36 protein-coding genes are annotated in these 25,920 nt (G+C 62.4%); 4 read left to right on the forward strand and 32 right to left on the reverse strand.

What is annotated here, in order from left to right; all coding sequences use genetic code 11:
- The first annotated feature begins 180 nt into the window (after positions 1-180).
- Together purU and putP are read left to right on the forward strand one after the other, a co-directional pair.
- Entirely contained in the window at positions 181-1,032 is an 852-nt protein-coding gene (purU, locus tag ACSE4D_RS02950) for a formyltetrahydrofolate deformylase (protein ID WP_135537101.1), read from the forward strand.
- Between the two features lie 683 nt (positions 1,033-1,715).
- On the forward strand, positions 1,716-3,236 hold the full coding sequence (putP, locus tag ACSE4D_RS02955; protein WP_135537102.1) for a sodium/proline symporter PutP: 1,521 nt from the start codon (positions 1,716-1,718) through the stop codon (positions 3,234-3,236).
- Positions 3,237-3,545: 309 nt separating this feature from the next.
- On the opposite strand, the gene rplQ is transcribed toward putP, so the two are convergent.
- The 6 genes from rplQ to infA form a co-directional block, all read right to left on the reverse strand.
- Entirely contained in the window at positions 3,546-4,058 is a 513-nt protein-coding gene (rplQ, locus tag ACSE4D_RS02960; RefSeq protein WP_135537103.1) for a 50S ribosomal protein L17, read from the reverse strand.
- Positions 4,059-4,081: 23 nt separating this feature from the next.
- Complete coding sequence (locus ACSE4D_RS02965; RefSeq protein ID WP_135537104.1) at positions 4,082-5,080, reverse strand: DNA-directed RNA polymerase subunit alpha; 999 nt, start codon at positions 5,078-5,080, stop codon at positions 4,082-4,084.
- A 150-nt stretch (positions 5,081-5,230) separates the two neighbouring features.
- Positions 5,231-5,635: a 30S ribosomal protein S11 gene (gene rpsK / locus ACSE4D_RS02970; protein ID WP_135537105.1), complete on the reverse strand. Its 405-nt coding sequence runs from the start codon at positions 5,633-5,635 to the stop codon at positions 5,231-5,233.
- Positions 5,636-5,688: 53 nt separating this feature from the next.
- The gene (rpsM, locus tag ACSE4D_RS02975) at positions 5,689-6,057 is read right to left on the reverse strand and encodes a 30S ribosomal protein S13 (RefSeq protein ID WP_025777905.1); all 369 of its coding nucleotides are present in this window, start codon (positions 6,055-6,057) and stop codon (positions 5,689-5,691) included.
- A gap of 210 nt (positions 6,058-6,267) precedes the next feature.
- A complete protein-coding gene (gene rpmJ / locus ACSE4D_RS02980) occupies positions 6,268-6,381 on the reverse strand; it encodes a 50S ribosomal protein L36 (protein WP_009884960.1) in 114 nt (37 codons plus the stop codon).
- A 60-nt stretch (positions 6,382-6,441) separates the two neighbouring features.
- Entirely contained in the window at positions 6,442-6,663 is a 222-nt protein-coding gene (gene infA, locus ACSE4D_RS02985) for a translation initiation factor IF-1 (protein ID WP_009379245.1), read from the reverse strand.
- Between the two features lie 500 nt (positions 6,664-7,163).
- Here infA and ACSE4D_RS02990 point away from each other — a divergent pair, with 500 nt between their 5' ends.
- Positions 7,164-8,309 (forward strand): MalY/PatB family protein, encoded by a 1,146-nt coding sequence (locus ACSE4D_RS02990; protein ID WP_135537106.1) that lies wholly within the window; start codon positions 7,164-7,166, stop codon positions 8,307-8,309.
- A gap of 36 nt (positions 8,310-8,345) precedes the next feature.
- Here ACSE4D_RS02990 and ACSE4D_RS02995 read toward each other — a convergent pair whose 3' ends face one another.
- Positions 8,346-9,230, reverse strand: a complete 885-nt coding sequence (locus ACSE4D_RS02995; protein ID WP_135537107.1) for a PaaX family transcriptional regulator — start codon at positions 9,228-9,230, stop codon at positions 8,346-8,348.
- Between the two features lie 79 nt (positions 9,231-9,309).
- Here ACSE4D_RS02995 and ACSE4D_RS03000 point away from each other — a divergent pair, with 79 nt between their 5' ends.
- Positions 9,310-9,549: a hypothetical protein gene (locus ACSE4D_RS03000; RefSeq protein WP_135537108.1), complete on the forward strand. Its 240-nt coding sequence runs from the start codon at positions 9,310-9,312 to the stop codon at positions 9,547-9,549.
- Between the two features lie 9 nt (positions 9,550-9,558).
- Here the strand turns inward: ACSE4D_RS03000 and map are convergent, their stop codons facing one another.
- The 25 genes from map to fusA all read right to left on the reverse strand — a co-directional run bounded on the left by map (position 9,559) and on the right by fusA (position 25,910).
- On the reverse strand, positions 9,559-10,395 hold the full coding sequence (gene map / locus ACSE4D_RS03005) for a type I methionyl aminopeptidase (RefSeq protein WP_135537109.1): 837 nt from the start codon (positions 10,393-10,395) through the stop codon (positions 9,559-9,561).
- Positions 10,392-10,958: an adenylate kinase gene (locus ACSE4D_RS03010; RefSeq protein WP_135537110.1), complete on the reverse strand. Its 567-nt coding sequence runs from the start codon at positions 10,956-10,958 to the stop codon at positions 10,392-10,394. Before ACSE4D_RS03010 ends, map begins: the two co-directional genes overlap by 4 nt.
- A 48-nt stretch (positions 10,959-11,006) precedes the next feature.
- Positions 11,007-12,308, reverse strand: a complete 1,302-nt coding sequence (gene secY, locus ACSE4D_RS03015; RefSeq protein ID WP_135537111.1) for a preprotein translocase subunit SecY — start codon at positions 12,306-12,308, stop codon at positions 11,007-11,009.
- Between the two features lie 237 nt (positions 12,309-12,545).
- Entirely contained in the window at positions 12,546-12,998 is a 453-nt protein-coding gene (rplO, locus tag ACSE4D_RS03020; RefSeq protein ID WP_135537112.1) for a 50S ribosomal protein L15, read from the reverse strand.
- Position 12,999: 1 nt separating this feature from the next.
- Positions 13,000-13,182, reverse strand: coding sequence for a 50S ribosomal protein L30 (rpmD, locus tag ACSE4D_RS03025; RefSeq protein ID WP_135537113.1), 183 nt, complete (start codon positions 13,180-13,182; stop codon positions 13,000-13,002).
- Positions 13,182-13,865, reverse strand: a complete 684-nt coding sequence (gene rpsE / locus ACSE4D_RS03030) for a 30S ribosomal protein S5 (protein WP_135537114.1) — start codon at positions 13,863-13,865, stop codon at positions 13,182-13,184. The genes rpmD and rpsE overlap by 1 nt, the downstream gene beginning before the upstream one ends.
- The gene (rplR, locus tag ACSE4D_RS03035; RefSeq protein ID WP_135537115.1) at positions 13,862-14,242 is read right to left on the reverse strand and encodes a 50S ribosomal protein L18; all 381 of its coding nucleotides are present in this window, start codon (positions 14,240-14,242) and stop codon (positions 13,862-13,864) included. Before rplR ends, rpsE begins: the two co-directional genes overlap by 4 nt.
- A gap of 2 nt (positions 14,243-14,244) precedes the next feature.
- Complete coding sequence (rplF, locus tag ACSE4D_RS03040; protein ID WP_135537116.1) at positions 14,245-14,781, reverse strand: 50S ribosomal protein L6; 537 nt, start codon at positions 14,779-14,781, stop codon at positions 14,245-14,247.
- Between the two features lie 16 nt (positions 14,782-14,797).
- On the reverse strand, positions 14,798-15,196 hold the full coding sequence (rpsH, locus tag ACSE4D_RS03045) for a 30S ribosomal protein S8 (RefSeq protein WP_135537117.1): 399 nt from the start codon (positions 15,194-15,196) through the stop codon (positions 14,798-14,800).
- Between the two features lie 67 nt (positions 15,197-15,263).
- Positions 15,264-15,833: a 50S ribosomal protein L5 gene (gene rplE / locus ACSE4D_RS03050; protein WP_135537118.1), complete on the reverse strand. Its 570-nt coding sequence runs from the start codon at positions 15,831-15,833 to the stop codon at positions 15,264-15,266.
- Positions 15,833-16,201 carry a 50S ribosomal protein L24 gene (rplX, locus tag ACSE4D_RS03055; RefSeq protein WP_135537119.1) on the reverse strand — a complete coding sequence of 123 codons (369 nt, stop codon included), beginning with the start codon at positions 16,199-16,201 and terminating at the stop codon, positions 15,833-15,835. Before rplX ends, rplE begins: the two co-directional genes overlap by 1 nt.
- Positions 16,202-16,203: 2 nt before the next feature.
- Positions 16,204-16,572 (reverse strand): 50S ribosomal protein L14, encoded by a 369-nt coding sequence (gene rplN / locus ACSE4D_RS03060; protein ID WP_135537120.1) that lies wholly within the window; start codon positions 16,570-16,572, stop codon positions 16,204-16,206.
- A gap of 144 nt (positions 16,573-16,716) precedes the next feature.
- Entirely contained in the window at positions 16,717-17,004 is a 288-nt protein-coding gene (rpsQ, locus tag ACSE4D_RS03065; RefSeq protein ID WP_135537121.1) for a 30S ribosomal protein S17, read from the reverse strand.
- Positions 17,004-17,255: a 50S ribosomal protein L29 gene (gene rpmC, locus ACSE4D_RS03070; RefSeq protein WP_135537474.1), complete on the reverse strand. Its 252-nt coding sequence runs from the start codon at positions 17,253-17,255 to the stop codon at positions 17,004-17,006. The genes rpsQ and rpmC overlap by 1 nt, the downstream gene beginning before the upstream one ends.
- Positions 17,256-17,257: 2 nt before the next feature.
- Positions 17,258-17,674: a 50S ribosomal protein L16 gene (gene rplP, locus ACSE4D_RS03075; RefSeq protein WP_135537122.1), complete on the reverse strand. Its 417-nt coding sequence runs from the start codon at positions 17,672-17,674 to the stop codon at positions 17,258-17,260.
- A 3-nt stretch (positions 17,675-17,677) separates the two neighbouring features.
- Positions 17,678-18,493: a 30S ribosomal protein S3 gene (rpsC, locus tag ACSE4D_RS03080; RefSeq protein WP_135537123.1), complete on the reverse strand. Its 816-nt coding sequence runs from the start codon at positions 18,491-18,493 to the stop codon at positions 17,678-17,680.
- Positions 18,493-18,879, reverse strand: a complete 387-nt coding sequence (rplV, locus tag ACSE4D_RS03085; protein ID WP_135537124.1) for a 50S ribosomal protein L22 — start codon at positions 18,877-18,879, stop codon at positions 18,493-18,495. Before rplV ends, rpsC begins: the two co-directional genes overlap by 1 nt.
- A gap of 42 nt (positions 18,880-18,921) precedes the next feature.
- Positions 18,922-19,203 carry a 30S ribosomal protein S19 gene (rpsS, locus tag ACSE4D_RS03090; protein ID WP_135537125.1) on the reverse strand — a complete coding sequence of 94 codons (282 nt, stop codon included), beginning with the start codon at positions 19,201-19,203 and terminating at the stop codon, positions 18,922-18,924.
- Positions 19,204-19,218: 15 nt separating this feature from the next.
- A complete protein-coding gene (rplB, locus tag ACSE4D_RS03095) occupies positions 19,219-20,055 on the reverse strand; it encodes a 50S ribosomal protein L2 (protein WP_135537126.1) in 837 nt (278 codons plus the stop codon).
- A gap of 30 nt (positions 20,056-20,085) precedes the next feature.
- A complete protein-coding gene (gene rplW, locus ACSE4D_RS03100) occupies positions 20,086-20,385 on the reverse strand; it encodes a 50S ribosomal protein L23 (protein ID WP_135537127.1) in 300 nt (99 codons plus the stop codon).
- Positions 20,382-21,035: a 50S ribosomal protein L4 gene (gene rplD / locus ACSE4D_RS03105; protein WP_135537128.1), complete on the reverse strand. Its 654-nt coding sequence runs from the start codon at positions 21,033-21,035 to the stop codon at positions 20,382-20,384. The genes rplW and rplD overlap by 4 nt, the downstream gene beginning before the upstream one ends.
- Positions 21,036-21,040: 5 nt before the next feature.
- Positions 21,041-21,715: a 50S ribosomal protein L3 gene (gene rplC / locus ACSE4D_RS03110; protein WP_135537129.1), complete on the reverse strand. Its 675-nt coding sequence runs from the start codon at positions 21,713-21,715 to the stop codon at positions 21,041-21,043.
- 11 nt (positions 21,716-21,726) lie between these two features.
- Positions 21,727-22,035, reverse strand: a complete 309-nt coding sequence (gene rpsJ, locus ACSE4D_RS03115) for a 30S ribosomal protein S10 (RefSeq protein WP_009379191.1) — start codon at positions 22,033-22,035, stop codon at positions 21,727-21,729.
- A gap of 459 nt (positions 22,036-22,494) precedes the next feature.
- Positions 22,495-23,688 carry an elongation factor Tu gene (tuf, locus tag ACSE4D_RS03120; RefSeq protein WP_135537130.1) on the reverse strand — a complete coding sequence of 398 codons (1,194 nt, stop codon included), beginning with the start codon at positions 23,686-23,688 and terminating at the stop codon, positions 22,495-22,497.
- 116 nt (positions 23,689-23,804) lie between these two features.
- On the reverse strand, positions 23,805-25,910 hold the full coding sequence (fusA, locus tag ACSE4D_RS03125) for an elongation factor G (RefSeq protein WP_135537131.1): 2,106 nt from the start codon (positions 25,908-25,910) through the stop codon (positions 23,805-23,807).
- Positions 25,911-25,920: the final 10 nt, after the last annotated feature.

A 25,920-nucleotide genomic window follows, 5' to 3' on the forward strand; every position in this document is an offset into this window, starting at 1 on the left:
ACACCCGCAGACCATGCTAACAGCGAAGTCCGCGCGCCCACCGCGGCGACCGCCTGCCGAACACCCGATTCGAGGCGGTCGGAACGCGACCATCCGCCTGAGGCGGATCGGACCATCCGACGGACCCGCATGCCGACACCGGGTCGGTGCGAACCCGGCACACGGTTTAGGATCGAGACCATGAACCGCGAATGGATCCTCAGTGTCACCTGCCCAGATGCGACCGGCGTCGTCCATGCCGTGACCGGAGTCCTTGCAGGGCGCGGCGGAAACATCACCGAATCGCAGCAGTTCTCCTCCCCCGATTCCCGACAGTTCTTCCTGCGCCTGCAGTTCTCCACCGCCGCCGAGGTCACCGCCGGTGCCCTCGAAACCGAACTCGCCGAGGTGGCCGACCGGTTCGCCATGACCGTGAGCCTGCAGCCGGCGGAGAAGAGGACGAGGACCCTCATCCTCGTGTCGAAAGCCGCGCACTGCCTCAATACCCTCCTGTTCCAGCATTCGTCGTCTCAGCTGCCCATCGACATCGTCGGCGTCGTCGGCAACCATGACGATCTGCGGTCGTTGGCTGAATTCCACGGGCACACCTTCCACCACATTCCGATCACGAAGGACACGAAGCCCGAAGCCGAGGCGCGGCTGTCCGCCCTCGTCGAGGAGCTCGACGTCGAACTCATCGTGCTCGCCCGGTACATGCAGATCCTCTCCCCCGAACTCTGCGACCGCCTCGAAGGCCGAGTCATCAACATCCATCACTCGTTCCTGCCCAGCTTCAAGGGTGCGAAACCGTACCACCAGGCGCATGCCCGCGGAGTGAAGATCATCGGCGCCACCGCCCACTACGTCACCAGCAACCTCGACGAAGGCCCGATCATCGAACAGGATGTCGCCCGCGTCGACCACAGCCGCGCAATCGCCGACTTCGTCCAACGCGGACAGGACGTCGAGGCGGCGGTGCTGGCCCGCGCGGTCGCGTGGCATGCTCAGGGGCGGGTCCTTATGGACGGACATCGCACGGTCGTCTTCAACTGATACCCCGCCTCGGCGAGGTCATGGCTCGGCCGTCGCCACGCCGTTCCAGAGCGGACCGGTCCGCCTCGGCGAGACTCTGCCGCACCGGAAGCGGCCGATGATGTGTTTCTGACACAACCGCTTTCTTCGCACCCATCCGGCGCGGCTGCCGGGCCGGCCCTGGCCAAGGTCGCGATGGTGACGAACACGGGCCCGGAGAACACAGGCCCGAACGAACCTGGAGAAGAACCTCGACACGATGCGCCACTTCGATCCCGGCCACACCTATCTCATCAGCACCTTCCCCCGTTCTTCAAACATCTCGCCGGCGTATGGCCCACCTTCTCGGTTGCAGACCTCCATCACCGTCAGGCCGTCTGGAACCGGCCGATGCGCAGTTCACTGAGGCAAACACAGCCTGCCGCGAAGCCCTTCCGGATCCCCCGCTCGCCGCGTTCACCGTCGGATGATCGCCGACCGCGGCGCCGCGGTCCCCGCGGCTGACCCCGCATACGTCCCCGCGGTAGGGGTCGACCGTCGTCTGCCGCCTCGGCAACGTCACCGAAGCATTGCGATTCGACTACACCGCCCCCGTACGCGGCGACGGAGGTGTAGGCTCGCGCCATGCAGATTGCCAGCGAATTCACACCCGGAACCACTCCTGCTGTAAAGTCGCCTCGGTCTACAGAAGGAGCTGAGCTCAGATGACGGAAACCACTTTCCGTACGATTGCCATCGTTCTCTATTTCGTCGGGATGCTGTCCATCGGATGGTTCGCCTATCGCCGGACCAGGAACAACCTCGACGACTATATGCTCGCCGGGCGTGGTCTGCGCCCGAGCGTGGCGGCCCTGAGCGCCGGCGCATCGGATATGTCCGGATGGCTGCTCATGGGACTGCCCGGAGCCGTTTACCTCTCCGGTCTCATCGAGGCCTGGATCGCCATCGGATTGACGATCGGTGCGTGGGTGAACTGGAAGTTCGTGGCACCGCGTCTGCGAGCGTTCACGGAGCGGGCCGGTGATTCGATCACGATCCCCAGCTTCTTCGAACAGCGGTTGAAAGACCGCACCCGCCTGCTGCGCATCGTCTGCGGCGTCATCATCCTCGTGTTCTTCACCTTCTATGTCTCCTCAGGCATGGTCGCTGCCGGAAAGTTCTTCGAATCGAGCTTCGGGCTCAACTACATCGGGGGGATGCTCCTCGTCGCCGCGATCACCATGATCTACACTCTCTTCGGAGGCTTCCTCGGTGCGACGCTGACAGACGTCGCCCAGGGACTGCTGATGTTCGCAGCCCTCGTCGCCGTACCGATCGTCGCAGTCATCAATGCCGGTGGACCGGCGGCCGTGATCAGGAACGTCTCGGAGATCGACCCGGGTCTGCTCAATCTTCTGGGCTCAGGCGACTTCTGGACTTTCGCTACGATCATGTCGATCGTCTCCTCACTCGCGTGGGGTCTGGGCTACTTCGGTCAGCCGCACATCATCGTGCGCTTCATGGCGCTGCGCACCCCGGCTGACGCCACCGTCGCCCGCCGCATCGGAGTCAGCTGGATGGCGATTTCGGCACTCGGCGCCGTGGCCACCGCGATCGTCGGCATCTCCTACTTCTCCGAACACGCCGCACAGGAGCCGACGGACGCGGAGACCGTGTTCCTCGATCTCGCGCAGATCCTGTTCCACCCGTTCATCGCCGGACTCGTGCTGGCAGCGGTCCTCGCCGCGATCATGTCGACGATCTCCTCGCAGCTGGTCGTGACCTCCTCGGCACTCATCGAGGACCTGTTCAAGATCGTCGCTCTGCGAACAGGGTCCACGCGCACGCTGCAGGACAAAACCTATGTGCTCCTCGGCCGTCTCGGTGTCCTCGTCGTCGCGATCATCGCCGTAGTGCTGGCGCTCTCCCCGTCGAACAGCATCCTCGACCTCGTCGCCTTCGCCTGGGCCGGCTTCGGAGCATCGTTCGGTCCGATTGTCCTCCTCACCCTGTTCTGGAAGCGCCTGAGCAATTGGGGCGCTCTGACCGGGCTGCTGTCCGGCGCGGTCGTCGCCTTCGTGTGGGGACAGGTGAGCACACCGCTGACGGACGCGGTCTACGAGATCATCCCCGGGTTCGCGATCAACCTCATCGTTGCGGTCGTCGTCAGCAAGCTGACGTACAAGCACGATGAGGAATCCGACCGAGAATTCGACGAGTCAGTGGTGCTGTCGCGGGCGAAGTGAGCGCGACACGGCGGCCTCCGCGCCGCTCCCTGCGCACATGCTCGACCGATGACTTGTCCTCATTCGCGCGAAACCGCTGAGGGCAGAGTCTGAAGGCGGATCCAGCGAAGGCCGGAGCACAATGATGCTCCGGCCTTCGCTGCGTCTTCGCTCTCAGCTCATCGGCGGCAGAAGCCGATGCGCGGTTGGCAAACACGGTTGCGGCCGACGGCGGAGTGAATGCATTTCAGGCGGGCACCCTGGTGGGTGCCCGCCTGAGAAGTTCGGCCGTGCCTCCGCAACCGCGGAGCCGACGGTCGGAAGAGGAGCTTACTTGTCCTCGGCAGCCTCGGCGTCGGCCTCGGCAGAGGCTTCCTCGGAAGCCTCATCGACGACCTCAGCCTCGACCGGAGCCTCTTCCTCAGCAGGAGCGGCAGCGGCGGTCGCCTGTTCGGCTTCCTTCACGGTCGCCTGCTTGGGCGAGTAGGGCTCGAGGACTAGTTCGATGACGGCCATCGGGGCGTTGTCGCCGGGGCGGGGGCCGATCTTCGTGATCCGGGTGTAACCGCCGGGACGCTCAGCCATGGCCTCGGCGATCGAGGTGAAGAGCTCGTGCACGACCGACTTGTCAGAGATCTGACCGAGCACGCGACGACGTGCAGCCAGGTCACCCTTCTTCGCGTTCGTGATCATCCGCTCAGCGACCGGACGCAGACGCTTGGCCTTGGTCACGGTGGTGGTGATCTGCTTGTGCTCGAACAGCTGGGCAGCCATGTTGTTGAGCATCTGGCGCTCGTGTGTGGGCGATCCGCCGAGGCGGGGGCCCTTGGTTGGGGTTGGCATTGTGAGTTACTCCTAGGTCTAAATCAGTACTGTTCGTCTTCGACGTAGGACTGGTCCTCATCAACGAGACCGGAATCGAATCCGGCAGGACTGTCCTTGAGGCTGAGACCGAGCTCGTTGAGCTTGGCCTTGACCTCGTCGATCGACTTCGAACCAAAGTTGCGGATATCCATGAGGTCGGCTTCGCTGCGAGCAACGAGCTCACCGACGGTGTGGATGCCTTCGCGCTTGAGGCAGTTGTAGGAGCGCACGGTCAGGTCGAGGTCTTCGATGGCCAGCGCCAGATCGGCGGCCAGAGCCGCGTCCACAGGCGAGGGTCCGATCTCGATGCCTTCGGCTTCGACGTTGAGCTCTCGAGCCAGGCCGAAGAGCTCGACCAGGGTCTTGCCCGCAGACGCGATCGCGTCGCGCGGAGTCATCGAGGGCTTGGTTTCAACATCGAGGACCAGACGATCGAAGTCAGTGCGCTGTTCGACGCGTGTGGCTTCGACCTTGTAGGTGACCTTGAGAACCGGGGAGTAGATCGAATCGACCGGGATCCGGCCGATCTCTGCATCCGCGTTCTTGTTCTGAGCGCTCGAAACGTATCCGCGTCCGCGTTCGATGGTCAGTTCCATGTCCAGACGCCCCTCACCATTCAGCGTGGCGATGTGCAGGTCCGGATTGTGGATCTCGACCCCAGCAGGAGCAGAGACATCGGCAGCGGTCACAGTGCCAGGACCCTGCTTGCGCAGGTAGGCGACGACCGGTTCGTCGAATTCGGACGACACGACCAGGGACTTCAGGTTGAGGATGAACTCAGTGACATCCTCTTTGACCCCCGGAACGGTGCTGAACTCGTGGAGAACTCCGTCGATCCTGATGGACGTGACGGATGCACCGGGAATCGATGACAGCAGAGTCCGGCGAAGCGAGTTGCCGAGGGTGTAGCCGAATCCTGGCTCGAGCGGTTCGATGGCGAACCGTGAGCGGTTATCGGAGACGACTTCTTCCGTGAGCGTTGGGCGCTGTGCAATGAGCACGTGGGCTTCCTTTCAGCGAACATCCGCTATATGACGTTCGCACTGCACGTCATGGCATGAGCCATGAAGAACGGTTCGGGTTATCTGGGAATCCGTTCTGCGACCGATGCCGGGCTCCCGCCCGTCATCCGTTGCAGTTCCACGGAAGGATCAGCCGCGGCGGCGCTTGGGGGGACGGCAGCCGTTGAACGGAACCGGGGTGACATCCTGGATGGTGCCCAGTTCCAGGCCCGCGGCCTGCAGCGAACGGATCGCGGTCTCACGACCCGAGCCGGGTCCCTTGACGAACACGTCGACCTTCTTCAGGCCGTGTTCCTGCGCGCGACGAGCAGCCGATTCGGCAGCCATCTGTGCGGCGTACGGGGTCGACTTGCGCGAACCCTTGAAGCCGACCTCACCTGAGGAGGCCCAGGAGATGACAGCACCGCTCGGATCAGTGATCGACACGATGGTGTTGTTGAAGGTTGATTTGATGTGAGCCTGGCCGGCGACGATATTCTTCTTCAGCTTGCGGCGAGGCTTGCGCACTGTAGCGGCGCGTGACTTGGGAGGCATAGATTCCTACTCCTGATCGAGGTGGTTGGCCGCAGCCAACCGGGGTGAGCGAATTACTTCTTCTTACCGGCCACGGTGCGCTTGGGGCCCTTGCGGGTACGCGCATTCGTCTTGGTCCGCTGTCCGCGAACCGGCAGACCGCGGCGGTGACGCAGGCCTTCATAGCTTCCGATTTCGACCTTGCGGCGGATATCGGCGGCCACCTCACGACGGAGGTCACCCTCAACCTGGAATGTGCCCTCGATGTAGTCACGCAGCTGGACGAGCTCGGCGTCGCTCAAGTCCTTCACACGGGTATCAGGGCTGATTCCCGTTTCGGTCAGGGTCTGGCGCGCACGGGTGCGGCCCACACCATAGATGTAAGTCAAGGCGACTTCCACGCGCTTTTCACGCGGGATGTCGACTCCGGCAAGTCGTGCCATAGGTACTGTCTCCTGTTGTTGTTTCGGAGGTGCTGATGCAAACCTGTCCCTGGTCCCCCAAGGTCTCCGGCCCCCGACCGGAGGTATCGTCCTGTGCCTTCGCCTGAGAAGTTCTCACTTCACAGGGGCCCGGGCGCAGATGGCGAGGTTTGCGCGGGTGTGGTGCTGCTGAAGCTCCTCAGAGGAGCTTCGATCTGCTCGAAGAGCTGCTCAACCCTGGCGCTGCTTGTGGCGCGGGTTGGAGCAGATGACGATGACCCGACCGTGACGGCGGGTAATCTGGCAGTTCTCGCAGATCTTCTTGACGCTGGGCTTAACCTTCATCGTTTTTCCTTCTTTCGGTCCTTGCCCTGAAGGGAGCAAGACGCGAATGATCGAAGATCCTTACTTGTAGCGGTAAACGATTCGTCCGCGCGAGAGATCGTATGGAGACAGCTCCACAATGACCCGGTCCTCGGGAAGGATGCGGATGTAGTGCTGACGCATCTTTCCGGAGATATGTGCCAGCACCTTGTGCCCGTTGCTCAGCTCAACCCGAAACGATGCGTTCGGCAGAGCTTCGACAACGGTGCCTTCGATCTCAATGACCCCTTCTTTTTTGGCCATATCGCTCGCTAACCTCGTATTCCCGCGAAACCTTCGCGTTCGACGTAATCGTGTATCACCGACTCAATGCCGGTGACCCCATGGCCCGTCGCTCTCGTCACCACATAAAAGACGTGGATGGCAGAAGCCGCCCACATCTGAAAAAGGGTGAGTTGAGTGAGAACAGACCAATCCACAACCCTACACCACGTGCGAAGAATCTTCCACACGGTGTTCGCTTCTGCGCGTGAAGTCCCTTACAATCCCGTCCGCGCCGTGCCGCAGCCGCCCGGCACGGCTCCCCTCTGCCGATTCAGGTCCCTCCTATGACTCCCGACGACAGGCTGCGCACCGGACGATGGTCTCGACTGCTAGCGTGAGAAACTCATTCGGGCGGGCACCGACGCATGCGGCTGTGTGCGACGAGCGCCCGTCCGTCCCACGGCAGCAGTCACGGTCGGAGCGATTGCGCACACCGCTCCGCCCGGTACCGCCGAATCGTCCAGCAGAGGAGAACGACGATGTCCGAGTTCGACGCCATCACGCAGGAGTCCCTGGTTGCGAAGGGCGGCCGCAAATGGTCTGCCTTCCCCGGTTCGATCGGCGCATTCATCGCCGAGATGGACTTCGGCGTCGCTCCCGCCGTGCGCCGATCCCTCCAGGTGATCGACGACCGTGACCTCTACGGCTACGCTCCCGCCGACCTCACAGCCGAACTCAGAGCCGCGACCTCCGGATTCTGCGCCGACCGCTACGGGTGGCAGATCCCCGTCGAACACATCGAGCCGGCCAGCGATGTGCTCGCGGCGTTCCTCGGCGTGCTCACCCACCTCACACCTGCCGACACCCCGATCGTGCTCCCGACCCCGGCGTACATGCCGTTCTTCGACGTCGCCCGGGTCACCGGCCGCCGCCTCATCGAAGCGCCGATGCTGCGCTCGGAAACCGGGTGGTCGCTCGATCTCGACGCCATCGCCGCTGCGCTCACCCCCGGCGCCACCCTCGTTCTGTGCAACCCTCACAACCCCATCGGCAAGGTCTACACCGAAGACGAGCTGTTGGCCCTCGCCGAGGTGGTCGAGGCCGAGGAGGCCCGGGTGTTCTCTGACGAAATCCACGCCCCCGTCGTCTACGACCCCGCCAAGCACATTCCCTACGCCACCCTCACCGAGGCGACCGCCGCCCACACCACCACCGCGACGGCCGCGTCGAAGGCCTTCAACATCCCCGGCCTCAAATGCGCACAGCTGATCCTGACCTCCCCGAGCGATCGAGAAACGTGGAAGCAGAAGGGTCAATTCGTCTCCGGGGCGGCATCGAATCCCGGAATGCTCGCAACCACAGCTGCCTATACCCGTTCACTCGACTGGCTCGACGAGGTCAACGGCTACCTCAAAGGCAGTCGCGACCTGTTCACCGATCTCGTCACCTCGCTACTGCCCAACGCCGCCTACATCCAGCCGGAGGGCACGTACCTGGCGTGGCTGGATCTGCGCGGCTACGGTCTCGAGTCGGGACTGGCCGAAACGATCAATTTCCGCGCGGGGGTGGCAGTGACCGAGGGACGACTGTGCGGTGAGGTCGGTGCCGGACATATCCGGTTCAACTTCGCACTCCCCCGTCCCCTGCTCACCGAGGCGGTCGAACGGATCGCTCGGATTCTCTGAGATTCTTCGGACCATGCATGAGGGCTGCGACCCGGGTCATCGCTGCGGCAGCCATTCGATGAGGTCATAGGACGAGCACGACCCCGCACATTCGAGGATCCTCTGGTCGAATCTGAGGTAGTACTCGAGGTTGCACTGATTCATCAGCTTCCGGAACCTCACGGCCGGCTGTGTGCCTTCGACGAGCACTTCGGGCAGCAGAGGGTGGGCCATCACATCCCGGGCAACATCGAAGTACAGATCGAAGAAGCTGCTGAGACTCAGTCCCACACGTCCGGTAGCCGGCGCTGAACCATTTGCGCTCAGTGCGTTCATCCGCTCTTCCAGCGCAGGCAGCTGGGCGAGGGCCGCGTCGAGGCCGAAGGCTCGGGAGGTCATCCTGCGTGCCGCCTCCACTGACTCGGGAGTCAGAACGGCGGTCTCATACCAGCCGGGATCGGCGATCGCGGGCAGACGCGCATCCAGCTGCGCACTGCGGTCGGAGAAACCCACGAGAATCCCCGGGCGCAGCTGTCCGTAGCCGAGACTGCGGGCGATGTACTGCAGACGGTCACGCACGCCTCGTGCGGCCTCGCGAACCGAGTACAGGATGGTGTGAAAGCGACCTTCGTATTCGGGGAAGACATGATCGCCGGCGATATCGGTGAAGCCTGAGAGGATGTGCGCGCTGAGCCGGTAGACGGACACCCGTCCGACCCGTTCACTGCAAAGGATCCCCCGTCGGACCATCCGCACGAGCTGGTTGTGGACGCTCGAGGACGAATACCCGTGTTCGCCGAGGATGCTGACAATCACCGGACCCGGCAGACCGCTGGCCTGAAGGCATCCGAACGCGGAGATCACGTCGAAGGCGATCCGTGTCATCCGATAGCGATCGCCCACATCTGTCTGACGTTTCGGGACATCGTAGACACTCGCCATGGCGAGATCCTACCGTGAAAACACAAGTATCGGTGCCGACAGGACCGAGATCGCGACGATGCGTCTAAGGAGCCACGACATGGATGACCACACGTACACTCTCGAGCAGCGCGCCTATCAGATGTCACGCACAGCCGGTGTGCTGGCCGGCGCAATCACGGCATTCATCGCGTTCTGCGCATTCCAGTTGGCCGGATTCAACATCGTCGAGACGGCGGCGTGGATGTTCGCTCTCGCACTCATGGCGGCGTCGGGAACCTTCACCGCCGTCTATTTCGTCGGCAGGGCTTCACTGAAGAAGCAGGCGCTGACGACCTGAGTTCTCCCCTCAGGCGCTCTTCGGAGGCACAGGTGTGATTCCGAACGGCGCCAACCCGGCCGCTCCCCCATCCTCGGCGGTCAGCACCCAGACTCCCCCGTCGTGGCGGGCCACACTGTGCTCCCAGTGACTCGCCCGAGAACCGTCCGCCGTCACGACCGTCCAGTCATCGGCGAGGGTGCGGGTGTCCCCACCTCCCGTGGTGAGCATCGGCTCGATCGCCAGGCACATTCCCGCCTTGATCTTCGGTCCGTTCGACCGGGCGCGGTAGTTGAGCACTTCAGGTGCCATGTGCATGGCAGTGCCGATGCCGTGCCCGGTGAATTCCTCGACGAGACCCAGATGCGGATGGTTCTCAGTCACGAAGTCGTCGATGGCGTCGCCGATGTCGCTGACCTTCGTGCCGGTGGCGAATGCGGCGATGCCGGTCCACATCGCCGTCTCGGTGGCGACGGAGAGCAGACGGTCCGCTTCGGTGCCGGCATCATCGCCGCCGACGATCATCGTCAGTGCCGAATCTCCGTGGAAGCCATCGACGATGGCACCGCCGTCGATCGAGACGATGTCACCTGCTGCGAGGACACGACTGCCTGGGATGCCGTGGACGATCTCCTCATTCACGGAGATGCACACCACGGCGGGGAATCCCTGGTATCCCTTGAAATTCGACCGCGCGTCGGCGGCATCGATGACTGCTTCGGCCGCGGCGTCCACCTCGGTGGTCGTGGCACCGGGAACGGCCGCGGACCGGGCGGCTGAGAGCACTTGGCGTGTCAGCTGCCCGGCCCGGTGCATGAGCTCGAGCTCCGCAGGAGTCTTGAGCTCGATCCGTGGTCCGAAGATCATCGAATGGAAGACAGGATACGGTCAGTGATGTCGTTGACCTCTCCGAGGCCGTCGACCTGGCGCAGCAGACCGCGGCTGCGGTAGATGTCGGTCAGCGGCTGGGTCTGCTCTTCGTAGACGTCGAGGCGGTGGCGGATGACGTCTTCGCTGTCATCGCTGCGGCCCTCGGTCTGTGCGCGGGCGAGCAGACGAGCGACGACTTCGTCGGTGTCAGCAGTGAGTTCGACGACGTGTTCGATCGCCTTGTCTTCGGCCGAGAGCATCCGATCGAGTTCTTCGACCTGGGCGCTGGTGCGCGGGTAGCCGTCGAGCAGGAACCCGTCTGCCGCATCGTCCTGAGCCAAACGGTCAGCGACCATCGAGTTCGTGACCTCGTCGGGAACGTACTCGCCGGCGTCCATGTAGCGCTTGGCGAGCTTGCCGAGCTCGGTCTCACCCTTCACGTTCGCCCGGAAGATGTCTCCGGTGGAGATCGCCGGGACGCCGAGCGCCTCCGACAGACGAGCCGCCTGGGTGCCCTTGCCGGCTCCCGGGGGGCCGATCAGGATAATGCGTGAACTCATAAGGTGTCCTTCCAATGGTTGTCCGCTGAAGCTCAGCGTCAGGTCAAATCAGCGCAACAGTCCTTCATAGTGGCGCTGCTGCATCTGCGCATCGATCTGCTTGACCGTCTCAAGGCCGACGCCCACGACGATGAGCAGCGAAGTTCCGCCGAACGGGAAGTTCTGGTTCGCGTTGATGAGCACCAGCGCGATGAGCGGAATGAGGGCGACGAAGGCCAAGTAGAGCGAACCGGGGAAGTTGATGCGGCTGAGCACGAAGCTGAGGTATTCGGCTGTCGGTCGACCGGCGCGGATGCCGGGGATGAACCCGCCGTACTTCTTCATGTTGTCCGCGACCTCTTCGGGATTGAAGGTGATCGCCACGTAGAAGTAGGCGAAGAAGATCGTCAGCAGAGCGTAGACGGTGATGTAGATCGGGTGATCGCCGCGGGTGAAGTAGGTGTTGATCCATTCGACCCACTTCGACTCGGGATCGAAGAACTGCGAGATCAGGCTCGGCAGGTAGAGCACCGAGGAGGCGAAGATGACGGGGATGACTCCGGCCATGTTCACCTTGATCGGGATATAGGTCGAGGTGCCCCCGAACATACGACGCCCGACCATCCGCTTCGCGTACTGGACGGGCACGCGACGCTGCGACTGTTCGACGAAGACGACGAGCGCGACGAGGACCAGGCCGACCGCCAAGACGATGAGGAAGATGTCGACGCCCTGCTCGCGGAAGATCGCACCGAGCGAGGACGGGAACGCCGAGGCGACAGAGGTGAAGATCAGCAGCGACATACCATTGCCGACACCGTGCTCGGTGATCTGCTCGCCCAGCCACATGATGAGGCCGGTACCAGCGGTGAGCGTGAGCACGAGGACTGCGATGCCCCACCAGGTGTCGTTGGCGATGAGGTCGGTGCAGCCTTCGACGCTGCCGAAGAGCGCACCCGAACGGACAGTGGCCACGAGCGTGGTCGAGTTGAGGATCGCCAGGCCGATGGTGAGGTAACGAGTGTACTGGGTCAGCTTCGCCTGACCGGACGCCCCTTCCTTGTGGAGGGATTCGAAGCGCGGGATGACCACGCGCAGGAGCTGCACGATGATGCTCGCCGTGATGTAGGGCATGATGCCCAGAGCGAAGATCGACAGCTGCAGCAGAGCGCCACCGCTGAAGAGGTTGATCATTGCGAATCCGCCCTCATTCAGCTGAGGCGAAGCCACACACTCCTGCACCTGGGTGTAATCGATGCCGGGCGAGGGAATGAACGAGCCGAGTCGGAAGATGACAAGAATGCCCAGGGTGAAGAGGAGTTTGTTCCTCAAGTCGGGCGTTCTGAAAGCCCTCCGGATTGCGCCGATCAAGCGTCCTCCTCGTTGGCGGATGAAAAGTCAGAGTCGTGGTCGCGACCTGGCGAATGAGACAAATACCTGCAAAAGACTATCAGGGTATGACCTCTAGACTGAAACCGGTCAGTGGCCCGACAGACTGGTTTCGGAGTGATTCCCGGGGTATTGCCGGGCATGCAGAAGGGGGCGGTCACCGCAGTGACCGCCCCCTCTTTCAGCATTGAAGCCTCAGGCCCGTTCCAACGGATCCGATCAGGCTTCGCTGGCGCTTCCGCCTGCAGCCTTGATCTTCTCGGCCGCTGAGCCGGAGAACTTGTCTGCAGTGATGTTCAGAGCCACGGTGATCTCACCGGTGCCGAGAACCTTGACGGGCTGCTTGGGACGCACAGCACCCTTAGCCACGAGATCGGCGACGGTGACGTCTCCTCCCTCGGGGAACAGGGCGGACAGCTTGTCGAGGTTGACAACCTGGAACGTCACCTTGGCCGGGTTCTTGAACCCACGCAGCTTCGGCAGACGCATGTGCATCGGTGTCTGGCCGCCCTCGAAGCCGTGCGGAACCTGGTAACGGGCCTTCGTGCCCTTGGTTCCGCGACCGGCGGTCTTACCCTTCGAAGCCTCACCACGACCCACACGGGTCTTGGTGGTCTTGGCTCCGGGGGCCGGGTGCAGATCGTGCAGCTTCAGCGAGTCGTTGTTCGACATATCAATCGACCTCTTCCACAGTCACGATGTGGCGAACAGCGTTGATCATTCCCCGGATCTCCGGGCGATCATCCTGCACCACAACGTCGTTGGTCCGCTTGAGACCGAGCGAACGCAGCGTATCGCGCTGGCTCTGACGGTAACCGATAGCGGACTTGCGCTGAGTAATCTTGAGCTTTGCCATCAGGACTTCGCCCCACTTTCAGCAGCTGCTCGCAGCAATGCGTGCGGAGCAACCTCGTCGACGGGAAGGCCGCGGCGAGCCGCAACTTCCTCGGGCCGTTCGAGGCTCTTCAGCGCGGTGATCGCAGCGTGCACGATGTTGATCGCGTTCGACGAACCCAGCGACTTCGACAGCACATCCTGGACGCCAGCGGCATCGAGGACTGCACGGACGGGTCCGCCGGCGATGACACCGGTACCGGGAGCGGCCGGACGCAGCAGGACAACGCCTGCGGCTTCCTCGCCCTGGACCGGGTGCGGAATGGTCTTCTGGATGCGGGGGACACGGAAGAAGTTTTTCTTCGCTTCCTCAACACCCTTGGCGATGGCGGCAGGAACTTCCTTCGCCTTGCCATAGCCCATGCCGACCATGCCGTCGCCGTCGCCAACCACGACGAGAGCCGTGAAGGAGAACCGACGTCCACCCTTGACGACCTTCGACACGCGGTTGATGGTGATGACGTGCTCGACGAACTGGTTCTTGTCGTCACGATCGTTGCGACCGCCACGCCCACGGCCTTCGCCGCGTCCGCGGCCCTGGCCGCCCTGTCCACCCTGGCCGCGGCCACGGGAGGAACGGTCACCGCTGTTGTCGGTGCGCGTCTCAGCAGTCGCCTGCTGTTCCTTGTTCTCTTCAGTGCTCATAGGGCCAATCCTCCTTCACGGGCACCTTCGGCGATTGCCTGCACACGGCCGTGGTAGGCGTTGCCTCCACGGTCGAATACGACGGCTTCGATACCGGCGTCCTTGGCGCGCTGGGCAACCAGTTCGCCCACCTTGCGGGCTTTGCCGGTCTTGTCGCCTTCGAATGTCCGCAGATCGGCTTCCATGGTGGAGGCCGAGACCAGGGTCTTGCCGACGGTGTCGTCGATGACCTGGACGAAGACATGGCGCGTGGAACGAGTCACTGAGAGGCGCGGGCGCTCGGCCGTACCGCTCACATGCTTGCGCAGACGAGCGTGACGACGCTTGCGAGCAGCAGCCCTGCCCTTGCCGTAGCTTTCCTTCTTGCCAAAGGCCATCTTTACTTACCAGCCTTTCCGACCTTGCGACGGACGATTTCGCCGGCGTAGCGCACACCTTTGCCCTTGTAGGGTTCGGGCCTGCGCAGCTTCCGGATGTTTGCAGCGGTCTCACCGACCAGCTGCTTGTCGATTCCGTGGACGCCGACCTTCGTCTGACCCTCGACGCTGAAGGAGATTCCCTCAGGCGGCTCGACGACGATGGGATGGCTGTAGCCGAGGGCGAACTCGAGGTTCGATCCCTTGGCCTGCACACGGTAACCGGTTCCGACGATCTCGAGGCCCTTGGAGTAGCCCTCGGTCACACCGACGATCAGGTTGTTGATGAGCGTGCGTGACAGTCCGTGCAGGGAACGCGATTCGCGCTCCTCGTCCGGACGCGCCACGGTGACGACACCGTCTTCGAGCGATACGGTGATCGGCTCGGCGATGGTGACAGACAGTTCGCCCTTGGGTCCCTTGACGGCAACATCCTGGCCGTCGACCTTGACCTCGACGCCGCTGGGAACGGAGATCGGGTTCTTGCCAATACGTGACATATTCTTCTCTCCTTCCTTACCAGACGTAGGCGAGGACTTCCCCACCCACACCCTTCTTGGCGGCCTGGCGGTCTGTCAGGAGGCCTGACGAGGTCGACAGGATGGCGATGCCGAGTCCGCCGAGAACCTTGGGCAGGTTCGTGGACTTCGCGTAGACGCGCAGTCCCGGCTTCGACACACGACGCAGTCCGGCGATGGAACGTTCCCGGTTGGGTCCGAACTTGAGGTCCAGGAACAGGGTCTTTCCGACCTCGGCGTCTTCGACGCTCCAGCCGGTGATGTAACCCTCCGTCTTGAGGATCTCGGCGATGTTCGACTTGAGTTTCGAGAACGGCATGCTGACGTCCTCGTGATAAGCCGAGTTGGCGTTGCGCAGACGCGTGAGCATGTCTGCGACTGGATCAGTCATTGTCATTTGGGCACTTGCCCTTCCTCGTTACGGTTTCCGCCCACATGCTGTGCTTGGACCTGCAACGTAGCGATTATTTTGTCTTGAACGGGAACCCGAGGTGACGCAGCAGTGCACGTCCCTCATCGTCCGTCGTGGCAGTGGTGACCACGGTGATATCCATACCGCGGACACGGTCGATCCGGTCCTGGTCGATCTCGTGGAACATCGACTGCTCCGTGAGACCGAAGGTATAGTTGCCGTGTCCGTCGAACTGACGATCCGAGAGTCCGCGGAAGTCGCGGATACGCGGCAGTGCCAGGGTGATGACGCGGTCGATGAACTCCCACATCCGTGCTCCACGCATGGTGACGTGGACACCGATGGGCTGGCCCTCGCGCAGCTTGAACTGAGCGATGGACTTCCGAGCCCGGGTCACGACCGGCTTCTGACCGGTGATCAGAGTCAGATCGTTGACGGCGCCTTCGATCAGCTTGGAATCGCGTGCTGCGTCACCCACACCCATGTTCACGACGACCTTGGTCAGTCCGGGAACCTGCATGGGGTTGGCGTAGTTGAACTCTTCCTGCATCTTCGCCACGATCTCATTGCGGTAAATCTGCTTGAGACGCGGTGCGGGACGGCTGGTGGTTGTTTCCGTCATCAGATCTCCTCCCCGGTGCGACGCGAGTAGCGAACCCGAACGGTCTTGGTGCGACCATCGCGCTCGACGTTCTCTTCGCGGTATCCGACGCGGGTGGGCTTGTTGTCCTTGGGATCAACGAGCGCCACGTTGGACACGTGGATGGGGGCTTCGTGGGTCTCACGGCCACCAGCGGTGCCGCCGGCCTGAGTCTGCGTAGCCTTCTTGTGCTTGATCACGCGGTTGACGCCCTCGACGAGCACACGGTTGCGTTCGGGGTAGACGGCAAGAACCTTGCCCTGCTTCCCGCGATCGCCACCGCGTGACTCCCGAGCGCCTGCGATCACCTGGACGAGATCGCCCTTCTTGATCTTGAGCTTGTTCGCCATGCTCACAACACCTCCGGTGCCAGGGAGACGATCTTCATGAACTTCTTGTCGCGGAGTTCGCGTCCCACGGGCCCGAAGATGCGGGTTCCGCGCGGCTCCTCATCGTTCTTGAGGATGACAGCTGCATTCTCGTCGAACTTGATGTAGGAGCCGTCGGGACGACGGCGTTCCTTGGCGGTGCGAACGATGACAGCCTTGACGATGTCACCCTTCTTCACGTTTCCGCCGGGGATTGCGTCCTTGACGGTTGCCACGATGGTGTCACCGATCGAGGCGTAGCGCCGACCGGAGCCACCCAGGATCCTGATGGCCAGGATCTGCTTGGCGCCAGTGTTGTCGGCGACTTTGAGTCGCGACTCTTGCTGAATCACTATTTTCTCCTGTCGTCGCGCTGGTTCTCACGCACAGGCGTGAGCCTTGCGGAACGGATTCATTGACATTTCACCCCGTTCCCGGTAGCCGCCCGCAGTCTCCAGGAGACCGCGGGCGGGACCGGGTGGGTGGGGTGGCGTTGGTTACTTAGCGCGTTCGATGATCTCGACGAGCCGCCAACGCTTCGCGGCCGAAAGCGGCCGCGTCTCGGCCACGAGGACGAAATCACCGATACCGGCGGTGTTCTCCTCATCGTGAACCTTGTACTTGACCGACTTGCGCAGGACCTTGCCGTAGAGGCGGTGCTTCATGCGCTCCTCGACCTCGACGACGATGGTCTTGTCCATTTTGTCGGATACGACGTAACCACGTGCAGTCTTGCGGGAGTTCCGCTCCGCAGCAGTGGCCTCAGTGTTCGCGGTCTCCGCCATCACTTGCCCTCTTCCTTAGCATCAGCGGGGTTCGGACGGATGTCCAGCTCCCGTTCGTTGAGCACGGTGTAGATACGAGCGATGTCGCGACGCACAGCCTTGAGGCGACCGTGGCTCTCCAGCTGGCCGGTGGCCGACTGGAAACGCAGGTTGAACAGCTCGGCCTTGGCCTTCTTGAGCTCCTCGAGCAGACGCTCGTTGTCGAAACCGTCCAGTGCGTCGATGGAAAGGTTCTTCGAACCGATTGCCATTCTCACTCACCACCTTCGCGGGCCACGATACGGGCCTTCAGCGGAAGCTTGTGGATCGCCAGGCGCAGAGCCTCGCGAGCAACTTCCTCGGACACACCGGCGAGTTCGAACATGACCCGACCCGGCTTGACATTGGCGATCCACCATTCAGGCGATCCCTTACCGGAACCCATACGGGTCTCGGCAGGCTTCTTCGTCAGCGGGTGGTCGGGGTAGATGTTGATCCACACCTTGCCGCCGCGCTTGATGTAGCGCGTCATGGCAATACGTGCGGCCTCGATCTGCCGGTTGGTGACGTAGGCGGGCTCGAGAGCCTGGATGCCGTAGTCACCGAAGGACACCGTCGTGCCTCCCTTGGCGGCGCCGCCCCGACGGGGATGGTGCTGCTTACGGAATTTCACTCGACGAGGGATCAACATATCTCAGCCCTCCGATCCGGCCTCAGCCGCGGGGGCTTCGGCATTGTTCTCAGTGTTACGGGCCTGGTCACCCCGGCGCGGTGCGCCTTCCTGACCACGTCCGCGGCCACCACGACCGCGCCCACGGCCACGCGGGCCACGAGCAGCAGGAGCCTTCGCCTGCTCGGCAGCAAGCTCCTTGTCGGTCATGTCGCCCTTGTAGATCCACACCTTGACGCCGATGCGTCCGAATGTGGTGTGTGCTTCGTGGAGACCGAAATCGATGTTCGCACGCAGGGTGTGCAGCGGCACACGGCCTTCGCGGTAGAACTCGGACCGGCTCATCTCAGCACCGCCGAGGCGGCCGGAGCACTGCACGCGGATGCCCTTGGCACCGGCACGCTGCGCGCTCTGGATCGCCTTGCGCATTGCGCGGCGGAAGGCCACGCGGCTGGCGAGCTGTTCGGCAACTCCCTGAGCGACGAGCTGTGCGTCGATCTCGGGGTTCTTCACCTCAAGGATATTGAGCTGAATCTGCTTGCCGGTGAGCTTCTCGAGCTGACCGCGGATGCGGTCCGCTTCGGCTCCACGACGTCCGATGACGATGCCCGGACGTGCGGTGTGGATATCGACGCGAACACGGTCACGCGTGCGCTCGATGTTGACCTTCGAGATGCCAGCCCGTTCGAGGCCGGTGTTCATCATCTCGCGGATCTTGACATCCTCGAGCACGTAGTCCTTGTAGCGCTGCCCCGGCTTGGTCGAGTCAGCGAACCACTTCGACTTGTGATCCGTGGTGATTCCGAGTCGGAATCCGTTCGGATTGATCTTCTGGCCCATTAGCGGTTCCCCTTCCGGCTCTTGCGCTGAGGCAGGTCGTCGCCGCTGGCCAGGACCACGGTCACGTGGCTCGTGCGCTTCTCGATGCGAAAAGCGCGACCCTGGGCACGCGGACGGAACCGCTTCATGGTCGGTCCCTCGTCCACGAATGCTTCGGAGATGACCAGTTCGTTCTCGTCGAACGCAACGCCTTCCTCGTCGGCCCGGCCACGCGCATTGGCGATGCCGGAGGCAACGAGCTTGTAAATCGGATCTGATGCCGACTGTTCTGCAAACTTCAACACTGCAAGTGCTTCGGTCGCCTGCTGACCACGAATGAGGTCGATGACGCGCCGAGCCTTGCGAGGCGTGACGCGCAGGTAACGCGCCTTAGCCTTGGCTTCCATCGCTTCCTTCTCTCTTGTCTAGGATCGTAAGAGTGCCCCGCCTCAGCGGCGGCGACCCTTGCGATCGTCCTTTTCGTGGCCACGGAACGTCCGTGTCGGTGCGAACTCGCCGAGCTTGTGTCCGACCATCGACTCAGTGATGAAGACGGGGACATGCTTGCGTCCGTCATGTACCGCGATGGTGTGTCCCAGGAAGTCCGGGATGATCATCGAGCGACGAGACCATGTTTTGATGACATTTTTGGTGTTCTTCTCGTTCTGGCGAGCGACCTTCTGGTAAAGGTGCTCGTCGACGAAAGGACCCTTTTTGAGGCTACGAGGCATAAGTCAGTACTCCAATCAGCGCTTCTTGCCGGTCCGGCGACGGCGCACGATGTACTTGTCGCTCTCTTTGTTCGGCCGGCGTGTGCGGCCCTCCAACTGACCCCACGGGCTGACTGGGTGACGACCACCCGAAGTACGGCCCTCGCCACCACCATGCGGGTGGTCGATCGGGTTCATCACGACACCGCGGACGGACGGGCGATGGCCCTTCCAACGCATGCGGCCTGCTTTGCCCCAGCTGATGTTCGACTGCTCGGCGTTGCCGACCTCGCCGACCGTGCCACGGCAGCGCGCATCAACATTGCGGATTTCGCCCGAAGGCATCCGCAGCTGTGCGAAACGGCCGTACTTCGCCACGAGCTGCACGGACGAACCGGCAGAACGAGCGATCTTGGCACCGCCGCCGGGACGCATTTCAACTGCGTGCAGCACGGTACCGACCGGGATGTTGCGCAGGGCAAGGTTGTTGCCCGGCTTGATGTCTGCACCCGGACCGGCTTCCACCTGTGCACCCTGCTTGAGGTTCTGCGGGGCGAGGATGTAGCGCTTCTCTCCGTCTGCATAATGCAGCAGAGCGATGCGAGCCGTACGGTTCGGGTCATATTCGATGTGTGCGACCTTCGCCGGAACGCCATCTTTGTCATGGCGGCGGAAGTCGATGACACGGTATTGGCGCTTGTGACCGCCGCCTTGGTGGCGGGTGGTCACGCGTCCCTGGCTGTTGCGGCCGCCGCGCTTGGGCAGCGGACGCAGAAGCGACTTCTCCGGTGTAGACCGGGTCACTTCGACGAAGTCGGCGACCGACGAGCCACGGCGGCCCGGGGTCGTCGGCTTGTGCTTACGGATTCCCATGAGTCTTGTCCTTCTTTGACGAAGGATCGCTTAGAGCGATCCACCGAAGATGTCGATCGATCCGTCCTTGAGGGCGACAATGGCACGCTTGGTGTCCTTGCGCTTTCCCCAACCGGTGCGGGTACGGCGGCGCTTGCCCTGGCGATTCAGGGTGTTGACCTTGGCGACCTGCACATCGAAGATCGATTCAATGGCGTGCTTGATCTCGGATTTGTTCGAGTCCTGGTCGACGAGGAAGGTGTACTTTCCTTCGTCCATCAGGCTGTACGTCTTCTCCGAGACGACCGGTGCGACGATGATGTCGCGCGGGTCCTTGAAGTTGAGACTCATGATGCGTCCTCCGATTTGCGGTTGCCGCTCAGGAACGACTGCAGAGCTGCCTCGGTGAACACGATGTCATCGGCGAGCAGCACATCGTAGGTGTTGAGCTGATCGAAGGTGAGCACGTGGACATGCGGCAGGTTGCGCACGCTCAAGTTGTTGAGCTCGTCGTCGCGATCGAGCACCACAAGGGTGTTCTTACGGTCGGACAGGCCGGCCAGTGCGGCCTTCGCCTGCTTGGTCGACGGTGCGTCGCCGGTGACCAGATTCTTCACGACGAAGACCTGATCGAGCCGTGCACGATCGGACAGGGCACCGCGCAGTGCGGCAGCCTTCATCTTCTTGGGGGTCCGCTGCGAGTAGTCGCGCGGAACCGGTCCGTGCACGATACCGCCGCCGTTGTACTGAGGAGCGCGGATCGAACCCTGACGGGCGTTGCCGGTTCCCTTCTGACGGTACGGCTTGCGGCCACCTCCGCGGACCTCGGAACGGGTCTTCGTCTTGTGTGTGCCCTGACGGGCCGCAGCGAGCTGCGCAACGACGACCTGGTGGATCAGCGGCACGTTTGCAGGCACACCGAAGACTTCGGCGGGCAGCTCAACGGAACCGGACTTGGCACCAGCGGCATCGATGACGTCGACTGTCTTGACATCAGTCATTACGTTCAGGCCTCCTTCACGGCCGAGCGAACGAGGACGACTCCACCCTTGGGGCCGGGAACGGCACCCTTGATGAGCAGGAAGTTGTTCTCGCTGTCCACGGCGTGGATCGTGAGGTTCTGGGTGGTGTGCTTGACAGCGCCCATACGGCCGGCCATGCGCATACCCTTGAACACGCGACCAGGTGTTGCGGCGCCGCCGATCGAACCTGGCTTGCGGTGGTTGCGGTGCTGACCGTGGGAGGCACCGACACCGGCGAAGCCGTGACGCTTCATGACACCGGCGGTTCCCTTGCCCTTGGTCTTCGCGGTCACATCGACCTTGATCCCGGACTCGAACGAGTCGACACCGAGTTCCTGGCCGAGCTCGTAGTCAGCAGCGTCTGCGGTGCGCAGTTCGACGAGGTGACGACGTGGGGTCACGCCGGCCTTCTCGAAGTGGCCTGCAGTCGGCTTGTTGACCTTACGAGGATCGATCTCGCCGAACGCGATCTGCACGGCGGGGTAACCATCGGTTTCCTCGTTGCGGATCTGGGTCACGACGTTGTTTCCGGTGGCCACGACGGTCACCGGAACGAGGTTGTTCTGCTCATCCCACACCTGGGTCATGCCCAGCTTGGTTCCCAGAAGGCCCTTGACCTTGCGGGTGGTCGGGAGAGCCGATGAACGAGTGTTCGCCATTGCTGCCTCCCTTAGAGCTTGATCTCGATGTTGACGTCGTCAGCGAGGTCGAGACGCATAAGCGAATCGACGGCCTTCGGCGTCGGGTCGACGATGTCGATCAGACGCTTGTGCGTGCGCATCTCGAAATGCTCACGGCTGTCCTTGTACTTGTGCGGCGAACGGATGACGCAGTACACGTTCTTCTCCGTCGGCAACGGCACGGGGCCCACAACAGTCGCACCAGCACGAGTGACGGTGTCCACGATCTTGCGCGCGGCACTGTCAATCACAGCGTGGTCGTACGACTTGAGCCGAATGCGGATCTTCTGTCCCGCCATGGCGTCGTCTCTTTCTTTAGTTACTTCCGGCCATCAACCCGCAGCACCCGAAAGTGACTGCCGTCTGTGCCGGCTGACCATGACCGACCCCCGAGGTCGGGCGTGTCGGCTGTTCCTGACGGAGAAATTCTCACTTCTGCCCATCAGCCGCCGACGGCGCTTCTACTCATTGGCTGCTCGGTCCGAACCCGCATGCTGCAGATTCATCGATCCGATAGTGTTCTGAGCTGTTCGCGGTATCTCTACCGCAGTGCAGGGGTCAACGCTCAAAACGCAACTTCACTATCTTGTCACATAGCACTTCACAGGCGCAATTCCAGCCATCGCTCCTGTGAGGGATCTCTCAAGGCCGCCCTGCGCTCCGACCGGAGTCTTCGCAGGCCGATCGGGCCGGTGAATGCGGCAAGGGCCGCAGTCCCGAAGGACTGCGGCCCTGCCTGTGGTACTCGGTGAGTCAGATCAGGCGTTGATCTTCGTGACTCGACCAGCGCCGACGGTGCGGCCACCTTCGCGGATTGCGAAGCGGAGGCCGTCCTCCATGGCGATCGGCTGGATGAGCTCGACCGACATGTCGGTGTTGTCGCCGGGCATGACCATCTCGGTGCCCTCGGGCAGCGTGATGACGCCGGTGACGTCCGTGGTCCGGAAGTAGAACTGCGGACGGTAGTTCGAGTAGAACGGGTTGTGACGTCCGCCCTCGTCCTTGCTCAGGATGTAGACCTGAGCTTCGAACTTGGTGTGCGGGGTGATCGAACCCGGCTTCACGATGACCTGACCGCGCTCCACGTCCTCACGCTTGGTGCCGCGGAGGAGCAGACCGACGTTCTCGCCTGCACGAGCATCCGGCAGAACCTTGCGGAACATCTCGATAGCGGTGACGGTCGTCTTGGACGACTTCTCCTTGATGCCGACGATTTCGATTTCGTCGTTCGGCAGGAGCACACCGCGCTCGACACGACCGGTGACGACGGTTCCACGACCGGTGATCGTGAAGACGTCCTCGACGGGCATGAGGAACGGCTTGTCGACATCGCGCTCCGGCTCGGGAACGTTGTCGTCGACGGCAGCCATGAGATCCTGCACGCTCTTGACCCACTTCTCGTCGCCTTCCAGCGCCTTGAGAGCGGAGACCGGGATGACCGGTGCGTTGTCGCCATCGAAGTCCTGGCTCGAGAGCAGGTCGCGAACCTCGAATTCGACGAGCTCGAGGAGCTCTTCGTCATCGACCATGTCGGACTTGTTCAGAGCGCAGACGATGTAGGGCACACCGACCTGACGCGCGAGCAGCACGTGCTCACGGGTCTGAGGCATCGGACCGTCGGTAGCGGCCACGACGAGGATCGCACCGTCCATCTGAGCTGCACCGGTGATCATGTTCTTCACGTAGTCAGCGTGGCCCGGGGCATCGACGTGAGCGTAGTGACGCTTCTCCGTCTGGTACTCAACGTGCGAGACGTTGATGGTGATGCCGCGCTCCTTCTCCTCAGGTGCGTTGTCGACCTGATCGAAGGCGCGAGCTTCGTTGAGCTCCGGGTACTGATCCGCCAGGACCTTGGTGATCGCGGCGGTCAGGGTGGTCTTTCCGTGGTCAACGTGGCCGATGGTGCCGATGTTGACGTGCGGCTTAGTCCGTTCGAAACTAGCCTTTGCCACTGGGTTCCTCCTCGTGGTTGTCAAAAGATATGCGGTACATATCTTAGACCTTTTGTTGGTTATCTTTCATTCCGATGACCATGTTCTTGGTCACCGGGGCGACCGGATTCCGGAGATTACTCTCCGCCGCGCACCTTCTGGATGATCTCCTCGGCAACAGCCTTCGGGACCTCCGCATAGCTGGAGAAAGTCATCGAGTACACCGCACGGCCCTGGGTCTTCGACCGCAGATCACCGATGTAACCGAACATCTCCGAGAGCGGGACCACAGCCTTGACGACCTTCACACCGGAAGCATCGTCCATCGACTGAATCTGTCCACGCCGGGAATTCAGGTCGCCGATGACGTCACCCATGTATTCCTCAGGGGTGCGCACCTCGACGTCCATGACCGGTTCGAGAAGAACCGGGCTCGCCTTCTTGACGGCCTCCTTGAAGACCATCGATCCGGCGATCTTGAATGCCATCTCCGAAGAGTCGACATCGTGGTAGGCGCCATCGACCAGGGTGGCCTTGACACCGACCATCGGGTAGCCGGCCAGTGTGCCAAGCTGCATGGCATCCTGGATTCCGGCATCGACACTCGGAATGTACTCGCGCGGAACGCGTCCGCCCGTGATGGCATTCTCGAATTCGTAGATCGTATCGCCATCGACCTCGAGAGGTTCGAAGGTGACCTGGACCTTCGCGAACTGTCCCGATCCACCCGTCTGCTTCTTGTGGGTGTAATCGTATTTCTCGACAGTGCGACGGATGGTCTCACGGTAGGCGACCTGAGGCTTGCCCACATTCGCCTCCACCTTGAACTCGCGACGCATGCGGTCGACGAGGATGTCGAGGTGGAGTTCGCCCATTCCGCGGATGACCGTCTGACCGGTCTCCTCGTCGAGCTCGACCTGGTAGGTCGGGTCTTCCTTGACGAACTTCTGGATCGCCGAGGACAGCTTCTCCTGGTCGCTCTTCGTCTTCGGCTCAATGGCCACGGAGATCACCGGCTCCGGGAAGGTCATCGACTCAAGCGCGATCGGATTGGCCGGATCGCTGAGCGTGTCACCCGTTGTGGTCTCCTTGAGACCGATGAAGGCGTAGATGTGGCCGGCGAAGGCCTCTTCCACGGGGTTCTCCTTGTTGGAGTGCATCTGGAAGAGCTTGCCGACGCGTTCCTTCTTGCCCGAAGTGGTGTTGAGCACCTGTTCACCGGACTTCACATGACCGGAGTACACGCGGACATACGTCAGCGATCCGAAGAACGGGTGTGTGGAGACCTTGAACGCCAGTGCCGAGAACGGTTCGTCCTTGGCGGGCTTGCGGGTGAGGTCCTCTTCCTCGTTGCTCGGGTTGTGTCCGATCATCGGAGGCACATCGAGCGGCGAGGGCAGGTAGTCGATGACCGCATTGAGCATGGGCTGGACGCCCTTGTTCTTGTATGCGGAACCGCACATGACCGGGAAGGCTTCCGACTTGATGACGAGCTCGCGGATTCCGGCCTTGACGTCGGCAGTCGTGAGCTCTTCGCCCTCGAGGTACTTCTCCATGAGCTCTTCCGAACTCTCGGCGACGTCCTCGACGAGCTGCGCACGGTACTCGACAGCCTTCTCCTTGAGATCCTCGGGGATCTCGATCTCGGTCATGTCCTGACCCATCTTGGACTCGTCCGGCCAGACGTAGGCCTTCATGTCAAGCAGGTCGACGACACCGGCGAATTCGCTCTCGGCACCGATGGGCAGCTGAATGACCAGCGGCTTGGCTCCGAGGCGCTCCTTGATCGTCTGGACGGTGAAGTAGAAGTCTGCGCCGAGCTTGTCCATCTTGTTGACGAAGCAGACACGCGGAACGTCGTACTTGTCAGCCTGACGCCACACGGTCTCGGACTGCGGTTCGACACCTTCCTTGCCGTCGAACACGGCGACAGCACCGTCGAGGACGCGCAGCGAGCGCTCAACCTCGACCGTGAAGTCGACGTGACCCGGGGTGTCGATGATGTTGATCTGGTTGTCGTGCCAGTAGCAGGTCGTCGCGGCCGACGTGATCGTGATGCCGCGTTCCTTCTCCTGCGCCATCCAGTCCATCGTGCCGGCGCCGTCGTGGGTCTCGCCCATCTTGTAGTTCACGCCGGTGTAGAAGAGGATGCGTTCGGTCGTGGTTGTCTTACCGGCATCGATGTGGGCCATGATGCCGATATTGCGGACCTTGTTCAGGTCGGTGAGCACGTCAAGTGCCACGGTATCTCTC

This window comes from Brevibacterium sp. FAM 27836 (assembly GCF_051351055.1).
Lineage (GTDB): Bacteria > Actinomycetota > Actinomycetes > Actinomycetales > Brevibacteriaceae > Brevibacterium.